The organism is Pseudomonas sp. NBRC 111132 (assembly GCF_001320565.1).
Classification (GTDB): domain Bacteria; phylum Pseudomonadota; class Gammaproteobacteria; order Pseudomonadales; family Pseudomonadaceae; genus Aquipseudomonas; species Aquipseudomonas putida_P.
In genome coordinates this window covers 15,017-31,048 of the sequence record NZ_BCBI01000030.1, presented here as the reverse complement: position 1 = coordinate 31,048, position 16,032 = coordinate 15,017, and the positions used below count along the sequence as shown (strand labels likewise).

The 16,032-nt window shown below is 63.5% G+C and carries 14 protein-coding genes; 3 read left to right on the top strand and 11 right to left on the bottom strand.

The window, feature by feature from the left end; all coding sequences use genetic code 11:
* Positions 1-16: 16 nt before the first annotated feature.
* The 10 genes from pgi to dksA form a co-directional block, all read right to left on the bottom strand.
* Positions 17-1,681: a glucose-6-phosphate isomerase gene (gene pgi / locus APH35_RS15635; protein ID WP_012274232.1), complete on the bottom strand. Its 1,665-nt coding sequence runs from the start codon at positions 1,679-1,681 to the stop codon at positions 17-19.
* 177 nt (positions 1,682-1,858) lie between these two features.
* The gene (panC, locus tag APH35_RS15630; protein WP_060493846.1) at positions 1,859-2,722 is read right to left on the bottom strand and encodes a pantoate--beta-alanine ligase; all 864 of its coding nucleotides are present in this window, start codon (positions 2,720-2,722) and stop codon (positions 1,859-1,861) included.
* A complete protein-coding gene (gene panB, locus APH35_RS15625) occupies positions 2,719-3,519 on the bottom strand; it encodes a 3-methyl-2-oxobutanoate hydroxymethyltransferase (RefSeq protein WP_012274230.1) in 801 nt (266 codons plus the stop codon). The genes panC and panB overlap by 4 nt, the downstream gene beginning before the upstream one ends.
* 262 nt (positions 3,520-3,781) lie before the next feature.
* Positions 3,782-4,261: a 2-amino-4-hydroxy-6-hydroxymethyldihydropteridine diphosphokinase gene (gene folK / locus APH35_RS15620; RefSeq protein ID WP_012274229.1), complete on the bottom strand. Its 480-nt coding sequence runs from the start codon at positions 4,259-4,261 to the stop codon at positions 3,782-3,784.
* Positions 4,258-5,646 carry a polynucleotide adenylyltransferase PcnB gene (locus APH35_RS15615; protein ID WP_060515073.1) on the bottom strand — a complete coding sequence of 463 codons (1,389 nt, stop codon included), beginning with the start codon at positions 5,644-5,646 and terminating at the stop codon, positions 4,258-4,260. The genes folK and APH35_RS15615 overlap by 4 nt, the downstream gene beginning before the upstream one ends.
* Before the next feature lie 797 nt (positions 5,647-6,443).
* A complete protein-coding gene (locus tag APH35_RS15610) occupies positions 6,444-7,886 on the bottom strand; it encodes a sigma-54-dependent transcriptional regulator (RefSeq protein ID WP_012274227.1) in 1,443 nt (480 codons plus the stop codon).
* Between the two features lie 4 nt (positions 7,887-7,890).
* Positions 7,891-10,866 carry a sensor histidine kinase gene (locus tag APH35_RS15605; RefSeq protein WP_177335378.1) on the bottom strand — a complete coding sequence of 992 codons (2,976 nt, stop codon included), beginning with the start codon at positions 10,864-10,866 and terminating at the stop codon, positions 7,891-7,893.
* Complete coding sequence (locus APH35_RS28845) at positions 10,850-11,026, bottom strand: hypothetical protein (protein ID WP_003250005.1); 177 nt, start codon at positions 11,024-11,026, stop codon at positions 10,850-10,852. The genes APH35_RS15605 and APH35_RS28845 overlap by 17 nt, the downstream gene beginning before the upstream one ends.
* Before the next feature lie 163 nt (positions 11,027-11,189).
* Positions 11,190-12,077 carry a tRNA glutamyl-Q(34) synthetase GluQRS gene (gene gluQRS, locus APH35_RS15595; protein ID WP_060493845.1) on the bottom strand — a complete coding sequence of 296 codons (888 nt, stop codon included), beginning with the start codon at positions 12,075-12,077 and terminating at the stop codon, positions 11,190-11,192.
* 63 nt (positions 12,078-12,140) lie between these two features.
* The gene (gene dksA, locus APH35_RS15590) at positions 12,141-12,584 is read right to left on the bottom strand and encodes an RNA polymerase-binding protein DksA (protein ID WP_012274224.1); all 444 of its coding nucleotides are present in this window, start codon (positions 12,582-12,584) and stop codon (positions 12,141-12,143) included.
* A 210-nt stretch (positions 12,585-12,794) separates the two neighbouring features.
* Here dksA and APH35_RS15585 point away from each other — a divergent pair, with 210 nt between their 5' ends.
* Both APH35_RS15585 and sfsA read left to right on the top strand, forming a co-directional pair.
* Positions 12,795-13,967: a pyridoxal phosphate-dependent aminotransferase gene (locus APH35_RS15585; protein ID WP_012274223.1), complete on the top strand. Its 1,173-nt coding sequence runs from the start codon at positions 12,795-12,797 to the stop codon at positions 13,965-13,967.
* Positions 13,967-14,680, top strand: coding sequence for a DNA/RNA nuclease SfsA (gene sfsA / locus APH35_RS15580; RefSeq protein ID WP_012274222.1), 714 nt, complete (start codon positions 13,967-13,969; stop codon positions 14,678-14,680). Before APH35_RS15585 ends, sfsA begins: the two co-directional genes overlap by 1 nt.
* Here sfsA and APH35_RS15575 read toward each other — a convergent pair.
* Entirely contained in the window at positions 14,670-14,987 is a 318-nt protein-coding gene (locus tag APH35_RS15575) for a Rieske (2Fe-2S) protein (protein WP_060515071.1), read from the bottom strand. The genes sfsA and APH35_RS15575 overlap by 11 nt on opposite strands.
* A 148-nt stretch (positions 14,988-15,135) precedes the next feature.
* On the opposite strand from APH35_RS15575, the gene APH35_RS15570 reads away from it, so the two are divergent.
* Entirely contained in the window at positions 15,136-16,020 is an 885-nt protein-coding gene (locus APH35_RS15570; RefSeq protein ID WP_012274220.1) for a heme/hemin ABC transporter substrate-binding protein, read from the top strand.
* The last annotated feature ends 12 nt before the right edge of the window (positions 16,021-16,032 follow it).

The following is a 16,032-nucleotide window of genomic DNA, read 5'->3' as shown; positions in this document are numbered from 1 at the left end:
GCGTACAGGCTTTAGATCACCCGCGGTGGCGGCCGCGGAAGTAGTTGATCAGCCCTTGGGTGGAGCCATCTTCGGCGCTTTCTTCCAGGCTGCCGACCAAGCGCTGGTAAACGCCCTTGCCCAGCTCCTTGCCCAGCTCAACGCCCCACTGGTCGAAGGCATTGATACCCCAGATCACGCTCTGCACGAACACCTTGTGCTCGTACATCGCCACCAGAGCGCCCAGGCGGCGAGGGCTGATACGTTCGACCACCAGGGTGTTGCTCGGGCGATTACCCGGGATCACCTTGTGCGGTGCGAGCTTCTCGATATCCGCTTCGTTCAGGCCTTTGCCGCGCAGCTCGGCTTCAGCCTCCTCACGGGTTTTACCCAGCATCAGCGCCTGGCTTTGCGACAGGCAGTTGGCATACAGCCACTGGTGATGGTCGGCCACCGGGTTGAAGCTCACGACCGGCACGATGAAGTCGGCCGGAATCAGCTGGGTGCCCTGGTGCAGCAACTGGTGGTAGGCGTGCTGGCCGTTACAGCCCACGCCACCCCAGATAACCGGGCCGGTGTCGGTCTTCACCGGGGTGCCGTCCTGCAGCACGCTCTTGCCGTTGGACTCCATGTCCAACTGCTGCAAGTGCTTGGTGATGTTGCGCAGGTAGTGGTCGTACGGCAGGATCGCGTGGCTGTTCGCGCCCCAGAAGTTGCCGTACCACACACCTAGCAAGGCCAGTAGCACCGGCATGTTCTTGTCGAAGGGGGCGGTCTGGAAGTGCTGGTCCATGGTGTAGGCACCGGACAGCAGTTCCTTGAAGTTGGCCGTGCCGATGGCCAGGGCGATCGGCAGGCCGATGGCCGACCACAGCGAGTAGCGCCCGCCTACCCAGTCCCACATCGGGAAGATGTTCTCTTCGCGGATACCGAACGCCACCGCAGCGGCCTTGTTGCTGGAAACCGCGATGAAGTGGCGGTACAGCTCGGCTTCCGAGCCGCCCTGGGCCAGGTACCAGGTACGCGCGGCCATGGCGTTTTTCAGGGTCTCGAGGGTATTGAACGACTTTGACGAGACGATGAACAGGGTGGTTTCGGCGCGCAGGTTGGCCGAGAGCTCGTGGAATTCACTGCCGTCGATATTGGCCAGGTAATGGCAGCGCACGCCGCGCTGGGCGTAGGGCAGCAGCGCTTCGGAGACCAGCTCGGGGCCGAGGAACGAGCCGCCGATACCGATATTGACCACGTCGGTAATCGGTTTTTCGCTGTAGCCGCGCCACAGGCCGTCGTGGATGCGCCCGACCAGTTCGGTGATCTGGTTGAGTACCTTGTGCACTTCCGGCATGACATTCACGCCGTTGACGCTGAGCTTGTCGCCTACGGGCCGTCGCAGGGCGGTGTGCAGCACCGGGCGGCCTTCGGAGGCATTGATGATTTCGCCGGCGAACATCGATTTGATGGCGTCCTGCAGGCCCACTTCGTTGGCCAGGTTCACCAGCAGGTCGCGGCTTTGTTCGGTGATCAGGTTTTTCGAGTAGTCGAGGAACAGGCCGCAGCAGCTCAGGGAGAACTGGTCGAAGCGTTGGGCATCGGCGGCGAAGGCTTCGCGCATGCTGAAGCCTTGCATGGCGTCGCGGTGTTGCTGAAGCGCCTGCCAGGCGGGCAGGGCCGTCACATCGTGGGGTGTACGGTAATACGCCATTGCGCGGGGTTCCCTTGGTGCGTGGTGAGGCCTTGGACACGGCAGTTATTGCCGGGTTCAGGCTGGCATCATTATAGGCAAAGGCCACTTGCAGGGAATGGGTATGGCGGGGGAATTTGGCGGGCGCCCGTGGGAGCGGGCTTGCCCGCGAATGGGCTGCAAAGCAGCCCAATGCCGTTACGCAGTCTTTTCTTCCAGATGCAGGTACAGGTTGTCGATCAACCGCGTGTTACCCAGGTACGCCGCCGCGATCACCACCAGGTCTCGATCGTCGATCAGTGCCGGGCGCAGGCTCACGGCATGGCGCACTTCCAGGTAATCCGGCCGGAAACCCGCAGCGTTCAGTTGCGCCTGGCCTTCTGCGACCAGCGCGGCAAAGTCGCGCTGGCCACGGCCGATGCCCGCTGCAATGTGCTGCAACGTGCGGTAAAGCGCTGGCGCGGCAGTACGCTGCTCAGGCGTGAGGTAGCCATTGCGCGACGACAGCGCCAGGCCATCGTCGGCACGCACGGTGGGTTCGCCGATGATCTGGATCGGCATGTTCAGGTCGCGCACCATGGCGCGGATCACCGCCAGCTGCTGGAAGTCCTTCTCGCCGAACACGGCAAGGTCTGGCTGAACCATGTTGAACAGTTTGCTGACTACCGTGGCCACGCCTTCGAAATGCCCTGGTCGGCTGGCGCCGCACAGGCCTTCGGAAAGTTGGGGCACGCTGACGCGGGTTTGCACGCTCATGCCGTCGGGGTACATCTCTTCCACGGCGGGCGCGAACAGCAGGTTGCAGCCGGCCTGCAGCAGGCGTTCCTGGTCGGCGGCCAAAGTGCGCGGGTACTTGTCGAGGTCTTCGTTGGCGCCGAACTGCAGCGGGTTGACGAAGATGCTGGCGACCACAAAATCGGCGCGCTGCGCGGCCTTGGTCACCAGCGCCGCGTGGCCGCTGTGCAGGTTGCCCATGGTCGGCACGAAGCCGATACGTTTGCCTTCACCGCGGGCGCGGGCTACTGCCGCGCGCAGTTCGCGGACGGTCTTGACTGTATTCATGCACTGAACCCGTGTTCGCTGCCTGGGAAGCTGACTTGCTTGACGGCCTCGACATAAGCGACGAGGGCGCTGTGGATATCTGGCTGGCCTTGCATGAAGTTTTTCACGAACTTCGGTACCCGGCCACTCAGCGACAAGCCGAGCATGTCGTGCAGCACCAGTACCTGGCCATCGGTGGCGCTGCCCGCGCCAATACCGATTACGGGAATGCCCACGGCGTTGGTGATTTCCGCCGCCAGTTCGCTGGGTACGCATTCGAGCAGCAGCATGGCCGCACCGGCCTGCTCCAGGGCAATCGCGTCGGCGCGCATCTGCCGGGCCTGGGCTTCCTGGCGGCCTTGCACTTTGTAGCCGCCCAGCACATTGACGGTTTGCGGGGTCAGGCCCATGTGCGCGCACACCGGCACGCCACGCTCGGCCAGCAGGCGGATGGTTTCGGCAAGCCAGGCTGCGCCTTCGATCTTGATCATGTGGGCACCGGCTTGCATCAGCGTGGCGCTGTTGGCAAAAGCCTGCTCCGGGGTAGCGTGCGCCATGAAAGGCAGGTCGGCGAGGATCAGCGCACCGTCGTTGCCGCGTTTGACGCAGGCGGTGTGGTAGGCCATGTCTGCCGTGGTTACCGGCAAGGTGCTGTCGTGGCCCTGCAGGACCATCCCCAGTGAGTCGCCCACCAGCAACACTTCAACGCCGGCCTGGCTGGCGGCCTTGGCGAAGGTCGCGTCGTAGCAAGTCAGCATGGTGATTTTTTCACCCTTGGCCTTGAGGCCATTGAGGGTGGTAAGGGTTACTTCAGGCATGTAGGAAATTCCTCGTTCAGGCGCTGTAAAAAACGACTGCATTCAACGCGTGTAGTCATCTTCCGGAGCGGCACATCATCGCGTGTGATGTTCGGGTACAGGTCCGTCCGGGCCTAAATACGGGTATGCGGCACTTTGGTGCCACACGGGACGCCTATAGTCGTGAGCGAGGTAAGGGAAGTCAATCACCCTGTTACCGCATTGTTACGATCAGGGTGTTACTGGCGTTACCGCTGCTGGGTGGCAGGCTGGAACGCCCGGTTTACAGGCGTTCCAGGCCGACGAACGGGCAGCCGTCGAGCAGTTGTGCGAGCGCGCGGCCATCGGCCAGGCGGAAATCGCCCGGTACCAGTTCGGCCAGCGGGTACAGCACGAAGGGGCGGGCATGCATGTGGTAATGCGGCACTTTCAGGCGTGGCTCGTCGAGTACCTGGTCGCCGAACAGCAGAATGTCCAGGTCCAGCGTGCGCGGGCCCCAGCGTTCCTTGCGCACGCGACCCTGGTCGTTCTCGATGGCCTGCAGGGCATCGAGCAGGGCCAATGGCGCCAAGGTTGTGTCCAGCGCGGCCACGGCGTTGGTATAGCGCGGCTGGCCAGGCAGCAGCGAGTCGCTGGTGTAGAGTGCCGAGGCCGCTACCAGGCGTGTGGCCTCGACCTGGTCGAGCGCCTGCAAGGCGCTACGCAACTGCTCGGCAGGTGCGTCCAGGTTGCTGCCCAGGCCTACATAGGCGCGAATGGTCACTCGAACGCCTCGTCGCCACCGCGTTTGCGTTTGCTGCCGCTGCGCTTGCGTTTGCGTGGGCCGGCGCCGGTGCCTTCGTCACGGTTGCCCAGCTCGCGGATCATTTCGCGGCGCTCGCTGTCGTTGGCATCCTGGTAATCGGTCCACCACTGGCCGAGGTCGTCGGTTTCTTCCCCAGCGTTTTCGCGCAACAGCAGGAAGTCGTAACCGGCGCGGAAGCGCGGGTTGTCCAGCAGCATGTCGGCGCGCTTGCCGCTGCGGCGTGGCAGGCGCTCCTGCATGTCCCAGATCTCGCGGATCGGCAGGGTAAAACGCTTGGGAATGGCGATGCGCGCGCATTGCTCGGCGATCAGGTCGTGAGCCGCTCCGTTCATGGCCGGGATCGGCGGCACACCCTGGTTCTGCAGGTGCAGCACGCGGGCTGGCAGGGCTGGCCACAGCAGTGCAGCGAACAGGAAGGCCGGCGTCACCGGTTTGCCCTGCTTCACGCGCAGGTCGGTGTTGTTCAGCGCCTGGCTGATCAGCGTGTGGGTGTAGGTTGGGCGCTCGTCCAGGGCATGGGCGCTGGCAGGGAACAGCGGCTCGAACAACTCCAGGTCGACCAGCATTTCGAAGGCGATAGCACCTTGGCCGCTGAGGAACAGCTTGAGGCACTCTTCGAACAGGCGCGCGGGCGGAATCTCGCGCAGCATCGGGGCCAGGCCGCGGATCGGCTGGAAGGTGTGCTTTTCGATGCCAAAGTCGAGCTTGGCGGCAAAGCGCACCGCACGCAGCATGCGCACCGGGTCTTCCTGGTAACGGTGGGTCGGGTCGCCAATCAGCCGCAGCAGGCGATTGCGCACATCGTGCACACCGTTGGCGTAATCGAGAATGCGCTCGCTGACCGGGTCGTAGTACAGGGCGTTGATGGTGAAGTCGCGGCGTTGCGCGTCCTCTTCCAGGGTGCCGTACACGTTGTCTCGCAAGATGCGACCACTGGCGTTATGCGACGAACGGTGGGCGTCGCCCTGGTCGTCTTCCGAGTGGTGGGCGCGGAAGGTGGCGACTTCAATGATCTCACGGCCGAAATGCACGTGGACCAGCTTGAAGCGGCGACCAATGATGCGCGCGTTGCGGAACTCGGCACGAACCTGTTCGGGGGTGGCGCTGGTGGCGACGTCGAAGTCCTTCGGCGTGATGCCCAGCATCAGGTCGCGGACACAGCCACCGACCAGGTAAGCCTGGTAGCCGGCGCTTTGCAGGCGCTCCACGATGTTCACCGCATGGCGGCTGAACTGGTGGCGCTGCAGCGAGTGCTGGCTCTTGTTGATCACCTCAGGCGTGGTGCGCCTGTGGTGCGGGCCCGGTACGGGCGGGCGGAAAGACTGGAACAGCTTCTTCAGCATGGGATGCACTGTGTGAAGGAATGTTCGGCCAAGAATAGGAGAATGGCCGCATGATGGGCGGGGATTCTAGCATTTACTCGAGGAATGGTGTAGGCGGGTGGCAGGATGCCTGCCAGAAGGGTAGAAACGACAAGGGGAGCCTAAGCTCCCCAAGAAGTCGTTGCGTGCTCTTATTGTTTTTTTTGCTGGGCTTCTTGTTTTTGTTGAGCGCCCTGTCCACAAATCTCGAAGCTTGTGGACGACCCCTAAACCAGGGGTTAAGAGCAAACGGATTGCTTTGGCCGCTGATGTCACGTTGATCTGTCGATCCAACCAGTTCAGGCGCTGCTTTTTAGTGCAGTTTTTGTTGTTCTCTGCCTGGTCGTGGGGCAAGCCCCAAACACGCATCCTCTCCAAAAGAATCAGTTAGCTGCGCCTCCGCCGTCTTGTTTTTATTGTGCGTGAGCCGTTTCGTCTTGTTCTTATTGTAGGTTGCAGTGCTTGTTATTGTTTTTGTACTAAGCATATAGCAGGTGCCGTGCCAACTTTTTGAAACCTAGCAAAATCAAGGGGTTGAGGTGTTCTGGTGATTTTCGTGACGCCGAAAATGTCGAAATTTCGTTACCGTACGCCTCGGGAACTGTTACGGCGGAAAGGTTGGGTAACAGATTTTTGCGGGAACTGATGTGTTACCGGGGGGCTTTGAAGCCAGGTGTGCTCGCCATGTCCCGTTCAGGGCCTATGCGATCGAGCGCCGCCCGCGCGGCGCTCGATCGCATAGGCGCCGCAATTGCTGCGGCGTACCGTGCGCAGGCTGGTTATTCGCTGGTAGCGTTGCTTTTGCGCCGCGGGATGCCCAGGCGCTGACGGCGTTCCCACAGGCACTTGCGGCTGACGCCCAGCTTGCGTGCCAGTTCGGTCTCGGTCATGTGGTCCTGGTGTTCGAGCACGAAGTGCTGGAAGTAGTCTTCCAGCGACAGGTCCTCGGTCGGCTCGTGGCTGGCACTGGCCGCACTGGCCACCACCAGGGCGTTGTCGAGGATGTCGTCTTCTTCCAGGTCGCTCAGCTCGATGTCGATACCCAGCAGGTCGGCGGAAATCTCTGCGCTCTCGCTGAGAATCACCGCGCGCTCCACGGCGTTTTCCAGCTCGCGCACGTTACCCGGCCAGCTGTAGTGTCGAATGGCCTGCTCGGCTTCGGCCGAGAAGTGCAGGTCGTCGCGACCGATGCGCGCACTCTGGCGAGCGAGGAAGGCGCTGGCGATCTCGTTGACGTCGCTGCCGCGCTCGCGCAGGGCCGGCAGCTTCAGGGCGATCACGTGCAGGCGGTAATAGAGGTCTTCACGGAACTGGCCGGCCTTGGCCAGGTTCTTCAGGTCGCGGTGGGTCGCGGCGATCAGGCGCACATCCACCTTTTGCGACTGTACCGAACCCACCCGGCGAATCTCTCCTTCCTGCAGCACGCGCAACAGGCGAGCCTGGGCTTCCAGCGGCAGCTCGCCGATTTCATCGAGGAACAGCGTACCGCCATCGGCGGCTTCCACCAGGCCGGCGCGCCCGGCGCTGGCACCGGTGAACGCGCCTTTTTCGTGGCCGAACAGTTCGGACTCGATCAGTGTCTCGGGGATGGCCGCGCAGTTCACTGAAATCATCGGCGCCTTGGCCCGGCGCGACAGGTTGTGCAGGGCGCGGGCCACCAGCTCTTTACCCGTGCCCGACTCACCCTGGATAAGCACATTGGAGTCGGTGGGTGCGACTTTGCGGATCTTGCTGTACATGTCCTGCATGGGCGGGCACGAGCCGATGATGCCGATTTCGCCATTGGCCGCTGCCGCGCTGCTTTTATCGGCTGGGGCAGCCTTGCCATTGCTGGCGCGTGGCTCGGCAGCGGGTGCGGCGGCCGGGGCGTTTTGCCGGTCACGCAGGATGCGCGCCACCGCTTGCAGCATCTCGTCATGGTCGAAGGGCTTGGCGATGTAGTCCACCGCGCCCATTTTCATCGAGTCCACCGCCGAGCGCAGGCTGGCGTAACTGGTCATGATCAGCACCGGGGTGCCCTGGCCGAGCTTGATCAGCTCGGTGCCGGGAGCGCCTGGCAAGCGCAGGTCACTGACGATGAGGTCGAAGGTGGCAATGCTGAAGCGTTCCTGGGCTTCCTGCACCGAGCCGGCTTCGCTGACCTGGTACTGGTTCCGCTCAAGCAGGCGACGCAGGGCCGAGCGGATGATGGTTTCGTCTTCGACGATCAGAATGTGCGGCATTGATTCAATTCTCTCGACGGTCTCGAATTTCAGGGGACGTCGCTACGACATGCCGGGGCAGGGTCACGCGGATCCGGGTGCCACGTTGCCGTTCGATATCGGCCGGGCTGTCGATGGTGATTTGCCCATAATGCTCTTCCACGATGGAATAGACCAGAGCGAGCCCCAGTCCGGTTCCTTCGCCCGGGTCCTTGGTGGTGAAGAAGGGTTCGAACAGGCGGTCCTGGATGTTCTTCGGAATCCCGCTGCCCTCGTCTTCGACGATCAGGTCGACGGTGTGCTCACTGGTCTCGCTACGCACGCGCACGGCACTGCCGGCGGGCGAGGCGTCGCGGGCGTTGGAGAGCAGGTTGATCAGCACCTGGGCCAGGCGCTGCGGGTCCCCTTCGGCCCAGTGGTCTGGGTCGCAGAGGTTGAAGAACTGTACTTCGAAATTGCGCCGGTTCAACGCCAGCAGACCGATGGCATCCTGTGCCACTTCGGCCAGGCACACGGGTTCCTCGCTGTTCTGGTGGCTGCCACCGGCATGGGCGAAGCTCATCAACGACTGGACGATGCGCGACACGCGCTTGGTCTGGTCGAGGATTTGGCTGGACAGCTCGATGATTTCGCCATCGCCTTCGCGTTCTTCACGCAGGTTCTGCGCCAGGCAAGCGATGCCAGTGATCGGGTTGCCGATTTCGTGGGCCACGCCGGCGGCCAGGCGGCCGATACTGGCCAGGCGCTCGGAGTGCACCAGCTTGTCCTCCAGTGCCTGGGTCTCGGTCAGGTCTTCCACCAGCAGCACCAGGCCACTGTTACCGGGGGCCAACGGCTCGTCGATGGCCGCCTTGTGCAGGTTCAGCCAGCGCGGCTGGCCGTCCAGCGCCAGGCGCTGCTTGTGCAGGTGCTCGTCGGGCACGTCGATGAACCCTTGCAGCAGGCCGCGCCAAGGCTCGTCTATGGTGACCAGGCGCGAACCGACCACATGCTTGGCGGCAATGCCGGTAAGCTCTTCCATGGCCTTGTTCCACATCAGGATTTCCTGGTCCTTGGCCAGCGAGCAGACGCCCATGGGTAGCTCCTGCAGGGTTTGGCGGTGGTAGCGGCGCAGGGCATCGAGCTCGGCGGCCAGGCCGGTCAGACGCGAGTGGTAGTCTTCCAGGCGGCTTTCGATGAAGTGGATGTCTTCGGTCACGTAGTTTTCGTTACCGGACTTGTACGGCAGGAACGTCTCGACCATGTCCTGGGCCACGCTCGGCCCCATCAGGCCGGACAGGTTGGCCTCGATGCGGTCGCGCAGGCGGCGCAGGGCATAGGGGCGGCGCTCGTCGAACGGCAGGTAGAGGTCGCGCAGGGCTTGCTCCACTTCCTTTTGTGCGGCCTTGGCCCCCAGCGGTTTGGCCAGCTGAGTGGCGAACTCCTGGGGCGAGGCGGCGTGCAGCTCGCGGCGTTGCGGGCGGCGCACGTTGTCCACCGCGCAGGCTTCGGCCGCACTGACCTCTTCGTTGCTGGCGTTGGTGAACAGCGAGATCAGGGTGAACAACAGCACGTTTGCCGCCAGCGAGGCGATTGCCGCCATGTGCCAGCTGGTGTCGTCCAGCACATAGATCATGTCCAGCAACGGAATGTAGAAGCCCTGCAGGTTGCCCAGCAGCGGCAGCAGCATGGTCACCATCCACACCAAGGTGCCGGCCAGCAGCCCGGCGATGAAGCCGCGGCGGTTGGCGGTCGGCCAGTACAGTACCGACAGCACGCCAGGCAAAAACTGCAAGGTGGCGACGAAGGCGACGATGCCCAGGTTGGCCAGGCTCTGGTGGTTGTTCTGGGTCAGGTAGAACATGAAGCCGGCGGTGATGATGGCGACGATCAGTGCCCGTCGGGTCCACTTCAGCCAACGGTAGATGTTGCCCTCGGCCGGGGGTTGGTACAGCGGCAGCACCAGGTGGTTCAGGGCCATGCCCGACAGCGCCAGGGTGGTGACGATGATCAGGCCGCTGGCCGCCGACAGGCCGCCAATGTAGGCCAGCAGTGCCAATGCCTGGTTGTTGGCGGCAATCCCCAGGCCCAGGGTGAAGTACTCGGGGTTGGTGCTGGCGCCCAGGCGCAGGCCGGCCCACAGCACCAGCGGTACGGCCAGGCTCATCAGCAGCAGGAACAGCGGCAGGCCCCAGCTGGCGCTGACCAGCGAGCGCGGGTTGAGGTTTTCGGTGAAGGCCATGTGGTACATGTGCGGCATGACGATGGCCGAGGCGAAGAACACCAGCAGCAGGGTGCGCCATGGGCCTTCCTGCAGCGGGGTGTGCAGGGCGGCAAGGGCGGTCTGGTTCTGTAGCAGCCAGACTTCCAGCTCATGCGGGCCGCCGAATACGCCATACAAGGCGTACAGGCCGATACCGCCCAGGGCCAGCAGCTTGATCACCGACTCGAAGGCGATGGCGAAAACCAGCCCTTCATGTTTCTCACGCGTGGCAATGTGCCGCGAGCCGAAGAAAATGGTGAACAGGATGATCAGCGTACAGAAGGCAAACGCTACCCGGGCCTTGACCGGCTCACCGGTAAGGATGCTGATCGAATCGGCCACCGCCTGGATCTGCAGAGCCAGCAACGGCAGCACACCGATGAGCATGATGATGGTGGTCAATGCCCCGGCCCAGGTGCTGCGGAAGCGGAACGCCAGCAGGTCGGCCAGCGATGACAGCTGGTAGGTGCGGGTGATCTTGAGGATCGGGTAGAGCAGCACCGGTGCCAGCAGGAAGGCGCCGGACACCCCCAGGTAACAGGCGAGGAAGCCGTAGCCATACTGGTAGGCCAGGCCCACCGAGCCATAAAAGGCCCAGGCACTGGCGTACACGCCCAGCGACAGGGTGTAGGTAAGCGGGTGGCGAATGATCGAACGCGGGATCAACCCGCGCTCGCTGATCCAGGCCACGCCGAACAGCACCATGAGGTACCCGGCGCTGATCAGGATCATCTGGGTCAGGCTAAAGCTCATCGGCATCTCGTTGGCTCTGCAGGATGAAGGTGACGACGATCAGGATCAGCCAGAGCAGGTAGGGGCGGTACCAGGCTCCGGTCGGCTCGATCCACCAGTCCATGATGGCCGGGGAGAACAGGTAGATCCCCACGACCAGAAGCAGGACCAAACGATAGATGTACATGCTGGCCTCGATGGTTGGGCGCTGCGGGCTTGGACTTATTATTGGCGCAAATGGCGGGGGGGATGCTAGCGGGAATCCACAGTGTTCGCCAAGATTTTGAATTCATTGGGCTTTTGTTTTCGAGAGATGGTTTGCCCGTGCCCGCGAAGGGGCTGGTAGAACCTCAGCGCAAATCAGCCTCTGGCACTGTAGTTTTCTGCGCAATCGCCTCTGGCCGCCACTGTTTACGGGCTACCGCCAGTACCTCAGCCGGCGTTGCCACCAGCAGCTCCGGGTCGGTGTCCTGCCCCAGCGCCCGCAAGGCCCGCAGCAACAACGGCGTTGCATGCTCCACCTGCAGCGGCGGCGAACGGTAGGACTTGCCCAGCTTGTGCCCGTCAGGCTGAACGATCAGCGGAATGTGCAGGTAACGCGGCTGCGAGAAGCCCAGCAGCTCTTGCAGGTACAGCTGGCGCGGGGTGTTGTCGAGCAGGTCGGCGCCGCGCACGATGTCGGTAACACCCTGCCAGGCATCGTCCAGCACCACCGCCAGTTGGTACGCATACAGCCCGTCACGGCGCTGGATGACAAAATCGCCCACCTCACGGCCCAGGTGCTGCTGGTACTCACCCTGCACCCGATCGGTGAAGCGGTAGATCAGTTCCGGCACCCGTAAACGGATTGCTGCGCCTTCACGGGCATGCCCGGCATTGCGGCACAAGCCGGGGTAGATGCCGTTGTAGCCTTCAAGCTGCTTGCGCGAGCAGGTGCAGGCATAGGCCAGGCCCATGTTGAACAGGCGGTCTACCACGGCGGCATAGGCATCGTGTCGCTGGCTCTGGAACACCACTTCGCCATCCCACTCCAGGCCATAACGCTCCAGGGTCTGCAGGATGGCATCACGGGCGCCAGGCATTTCCCGGGGTGGGTCGGTGTCTTCCATGCGCAGCAGCCAGCGGCCGTTGACGGCGCGGGCATCGAGCCAGGAGGCGAGGGCGGCGACCAGCGAGCCAAAATGCAGGAAGCCGCTGGGGGTGGGGGCGAAGCGCCCGATGTAGCTGGAGTTGGTCATGGTCAGGCTGGGCACATAAATGAAACGGGGCGCATCAAGCGCCCCGTTCAGGTGGAAGAAAGATCAGCCTTTGCCGACCGTTTTTTCCTTTTTCTCGGCGATTTCCTTGCAGTCGAAGCACAGGTCTGCGGTAGGACGGGCTTCCAGACGGCGCAGGCCGATTTCGATACCGCACGATTCGCACCAGCCGTATTCATCGGCCTTGATCTTGTCGAGGGTCTTGTCGATTTTCTTGATCAGCTTGCGTTCGCGATCGCGATTACGCAGCTCCAGGGCGAATTCTTCTTCCTGGCTGGCGCGGTCGGCCGGGTCGGGGAAGTTGGCTGCTTCGTCCTTCATGTGGTCCACAGTGCGGTCCACACTGGTCATCAGCTCTTGCTTCCACGCGCCAAGAAGCTTGGTGAAGTGCTTTTTCATGGGCTCGCCCATGTACTCTTCACCCTTGGTTTCTACGTAGGGCTCGACACCGTACATGGTCTGGGCTTTTTGCTTTTCTACGGTGGACATGAATAGACCGCCTCTCACTCATCTGATCCAATGCGCAGGCTGCTCCATCTCCGGCACCCGCCGGCCCTGCGACTGCGAGCCGCCGAACTTACCAGATAGATCGGGGGTGCGCTACCCCGCCTGTTACTGGCAATTGACAGCGGCGCAAGCCACACGTTCGGTGGTGTGCAGAGGTAGAATCTCCAGTTTAGACCCAATTGAGAGAAGGTCATGGCCCACCCCTACAGTGCGCGCAGCCGCGCCATCGAACCCTTCCACGTCATGGCGCTGCTGGCCCGGGCCAACGAGCTGCAGGCGGCCGGGCACGACGTGATCCACCTGGAAATTGGCGAGCCGGACTTCACCACCGCCGCGCCCATCGTCGCCGCCGGCCAGGCCGCACTGGCCGCCGGGCACACCCGTTACACCGCCGCACGCGGCCTGCCGGCACTGCGCGAAGCGATTGCCGGCTTTTATGGCCAGCGCTATGGCCTGAGTATCGATCCGGAGCGCATTCTCATTACCCCAGGTGGCTCTGGCGCGCTGCTTCTGGCCAGCAGCCTGTTGGTCGACCCGGGCAAGCACTGGCTGCTGGCCGACCCGGGTTACCCGTGCAATCGCCACTTCCTGCGCCTGGTAGAGGGTGGGGCGCAGCTGGTGCCGGTGGGCCCGGAGGTGAATTACCAGCTGACCGCTGACCTGGTCGAGCGTTACTGGGACAAGGACTCGGTCGGTGCGCTGGTCGCTTCACCGGCTAACCCGACCGGTACGGTGCTGGGGCGCGAGGCGCTGGCCAGCCTTGCCAAAGCCACCCACGAGCGGCATGGTCACCTGGTGGTGGACGAGATCTACCATGGCCTCACCTATGGCATGGACGCACCTAGCGTGTTGGAAGTGGACGACTCGGCGTTCGTCCTGAATAGTTTTTCCAAGTATTTCGGCATGACCGGTTGGCGCCTTGGCTGGCTGGTGGCCCCACCCGGCGCGGTGGCTGACCTGGAGAAGCTGGCACAAAACCTGTACATCAGTGCACCGAGCATGGCCCAGCATGCCGCGTTGGCGTGCTTCCAGCCCGAAACCCTGGCCATTTTCGAAGAGCGCCGCGCCGAGTTCGCCCGCCGTCGCGACTATTTGCTGCCCGCCCTGCGCGAACTGGGCTTCCGCATTGCCGTCGAGCCGCAGGGCGCGTTCTACCTGTATGCCGACATCAGCGCATTTGGCGGTGACGCGTTCGCCTTTTGCCGACACTTCCTGGAGACCGAGCACCTGGCCTTCACGCCGGGCCTGGACTTCGGCCGCCACCTGGCCGGGCACCATGTGCGCTTTGCCTACACCCAGAGCCTGCCGCGCCTGGAAGAGGCGGTGCAGCGTATTGCCCGTGGCCTGCGGAGCTGGCAAGGCTGATGCGTTTCTTTCCCCCTCTTGAACAGGGCCGCCTGCTGCGCCGCTACAAGCGCTTTCTGGCCGATATCGAACTGACCAGCGGCGAGCAGATGACCATCCACTGCCCGAACACCGGTTCCATGCTCAACTGCATGCGTGAAGGCGGGCTGGTGTGGTTCAGCCGCTCCAACGACCCCAAGCGCAAGCTGCCGGGCACCTGGGAGATCAGCGAAACCCCACAAGGGCGGCTGGCCTGTGTGAATACTGGGCGGGCCAATGCGCTGGTCGAAGAGGCGCTGCGGGCCGGCACCATCGCCGAGTTGGCCGGCTTTACCGCGCTCAAGCGTGAAGTGGCCTATGGCGAGGAAGGCAGCCGCATCGACTTTCGTTTGGAGTTCGACGGGGCCCCGGTTTATGTCGAGGTCAAGAGCGTGACCCTGGGCTACCCCGACACTGCAGTCGCAGCCTTTCCCGATGCGGTGACGCAGCGCGGTGCCAAGCATTTGCGCGAGCTGGCGAAGTTGGCGCGGCAGGGGGTGCGGGCGGTGCAGCTGTATTGCGTGAACCTGACCGATGTAGAAGCCGTGCGCCCGGCCGAGGAAATCGATGCGGCGTATGCCCAGGCGCTGCGTGCCGCTGTGGCGGATGGGGTGGAGGTGCTGGCCTACGGCACCCGGTTGGATGCCGAAGGCATCGTCATCGACCGCCGCTTGCCAGTGCTGCTTAACCCCTGAACCAGATGCCCTGGCTGTCTTCGAGGCAGCCCAGGGCCTGCAGTTGATCACCCTCACAGGGGCCGGCCACGCATTCGCCGCTTTCTATCAGGAACAGCGCGCCATGATGGGCGCAGTGGATGAGGCTGGCGCCGTCGTCCAGAAACGCGTCTTCTGCCCAGTTCAGCGGGATGCCCCGGTGTGGACAGCGGTTGCGGTACAGGTAAACCTGGCCCTGGCGGCGCACGCCGAACAGTTCGAGCCCGTCTACGCTGAAGGCGCGGCTTTGGCCTTCGGCCAGGCCGTGGGAGTTACAAAGGAAATGCATGGCAAGGACGACTCGTGAAACACGTGATGGCTTGACGCTTCAATGCGAATAATTATCAAATTGCCCGCATTCGCTGCGCCCGACTGTCTATGGTGCGCAGTTCCGTCGCTCGCCACAAGGCGTGCGGCCCGCCTTCAGAAGGAACCCGATGATGCGCCGTCCCGCCGCTTTGCTCGCCTTATGCGCAAGCCTTGTGCTTTCTACCCAGGCCTTGGCGGCCGAACTGCCGCAACGCTGGGTCAGCGCGGGTGGCGCCCTGAGCGAGTGGATAGCCGCGCTGGGCGGTGAAGCCCGCCTGGTCGGAGTGGACACGACCAGCCAGCACCCGGCTTCGTTGAAATCGCTGCCTAGCGTGGGTTACCAGCGTCAGTTGTCGGCCGAAGGCATTCTCAGCCTGCGCCCGGATGTGCTGGTGGGCACCGAGGAAATGGGGCCGCCACCGGTACTGGCGCAAATCCACAAGGCGGGCGTGCGGGTCGAGTTGTTCTCCAGCAAGGCCGAGCTGGCGGCGGTGGACGAAAACCTCAAGCATCTGGGGCAGTTGCTCGGCGCAGAGCAGCAGGCTGCGACGCTGGCGACGGACTACCGCCAGCAGCTTGATGCGTTGCACGCCAAGGTCAAGCAGGCCCAGGCCGGGCAACAGGCGCCTGGGGTGGTGTTGCTGGTCGGCCATGCCGGCGCCAAGCCGCTGATTGCCGGGCAGGGCACGGCGGGTGACTGGCTGTTGGGCCAGGCTGGCGGGCGCAACCTTGCAGAGCACCAGGGCTACAAGAACTTCTCCAACGAAGCACTGGCGGCGCTGGACCCGGATGTGATCGTGTTTTCCGACCGGGCGCTGGCCGATGAGCAGGCCTTGCAGGCGCTGTTGAAAGAAAACCCCGCGCTGGCCGCTTCGCGGGCGGTGCGGGAGAAACGCCTGGTGTCACTGGACCCGACGCTGCTGGTCGGCGGGCTCGGGCCTCGCCTGCCAGCGACCTTGCAGTCGCTGGCAGCCACTTTCTACCCGGCAGCCCAGGCTAGCTTTGCGCAATGAAACAGCGGGTCC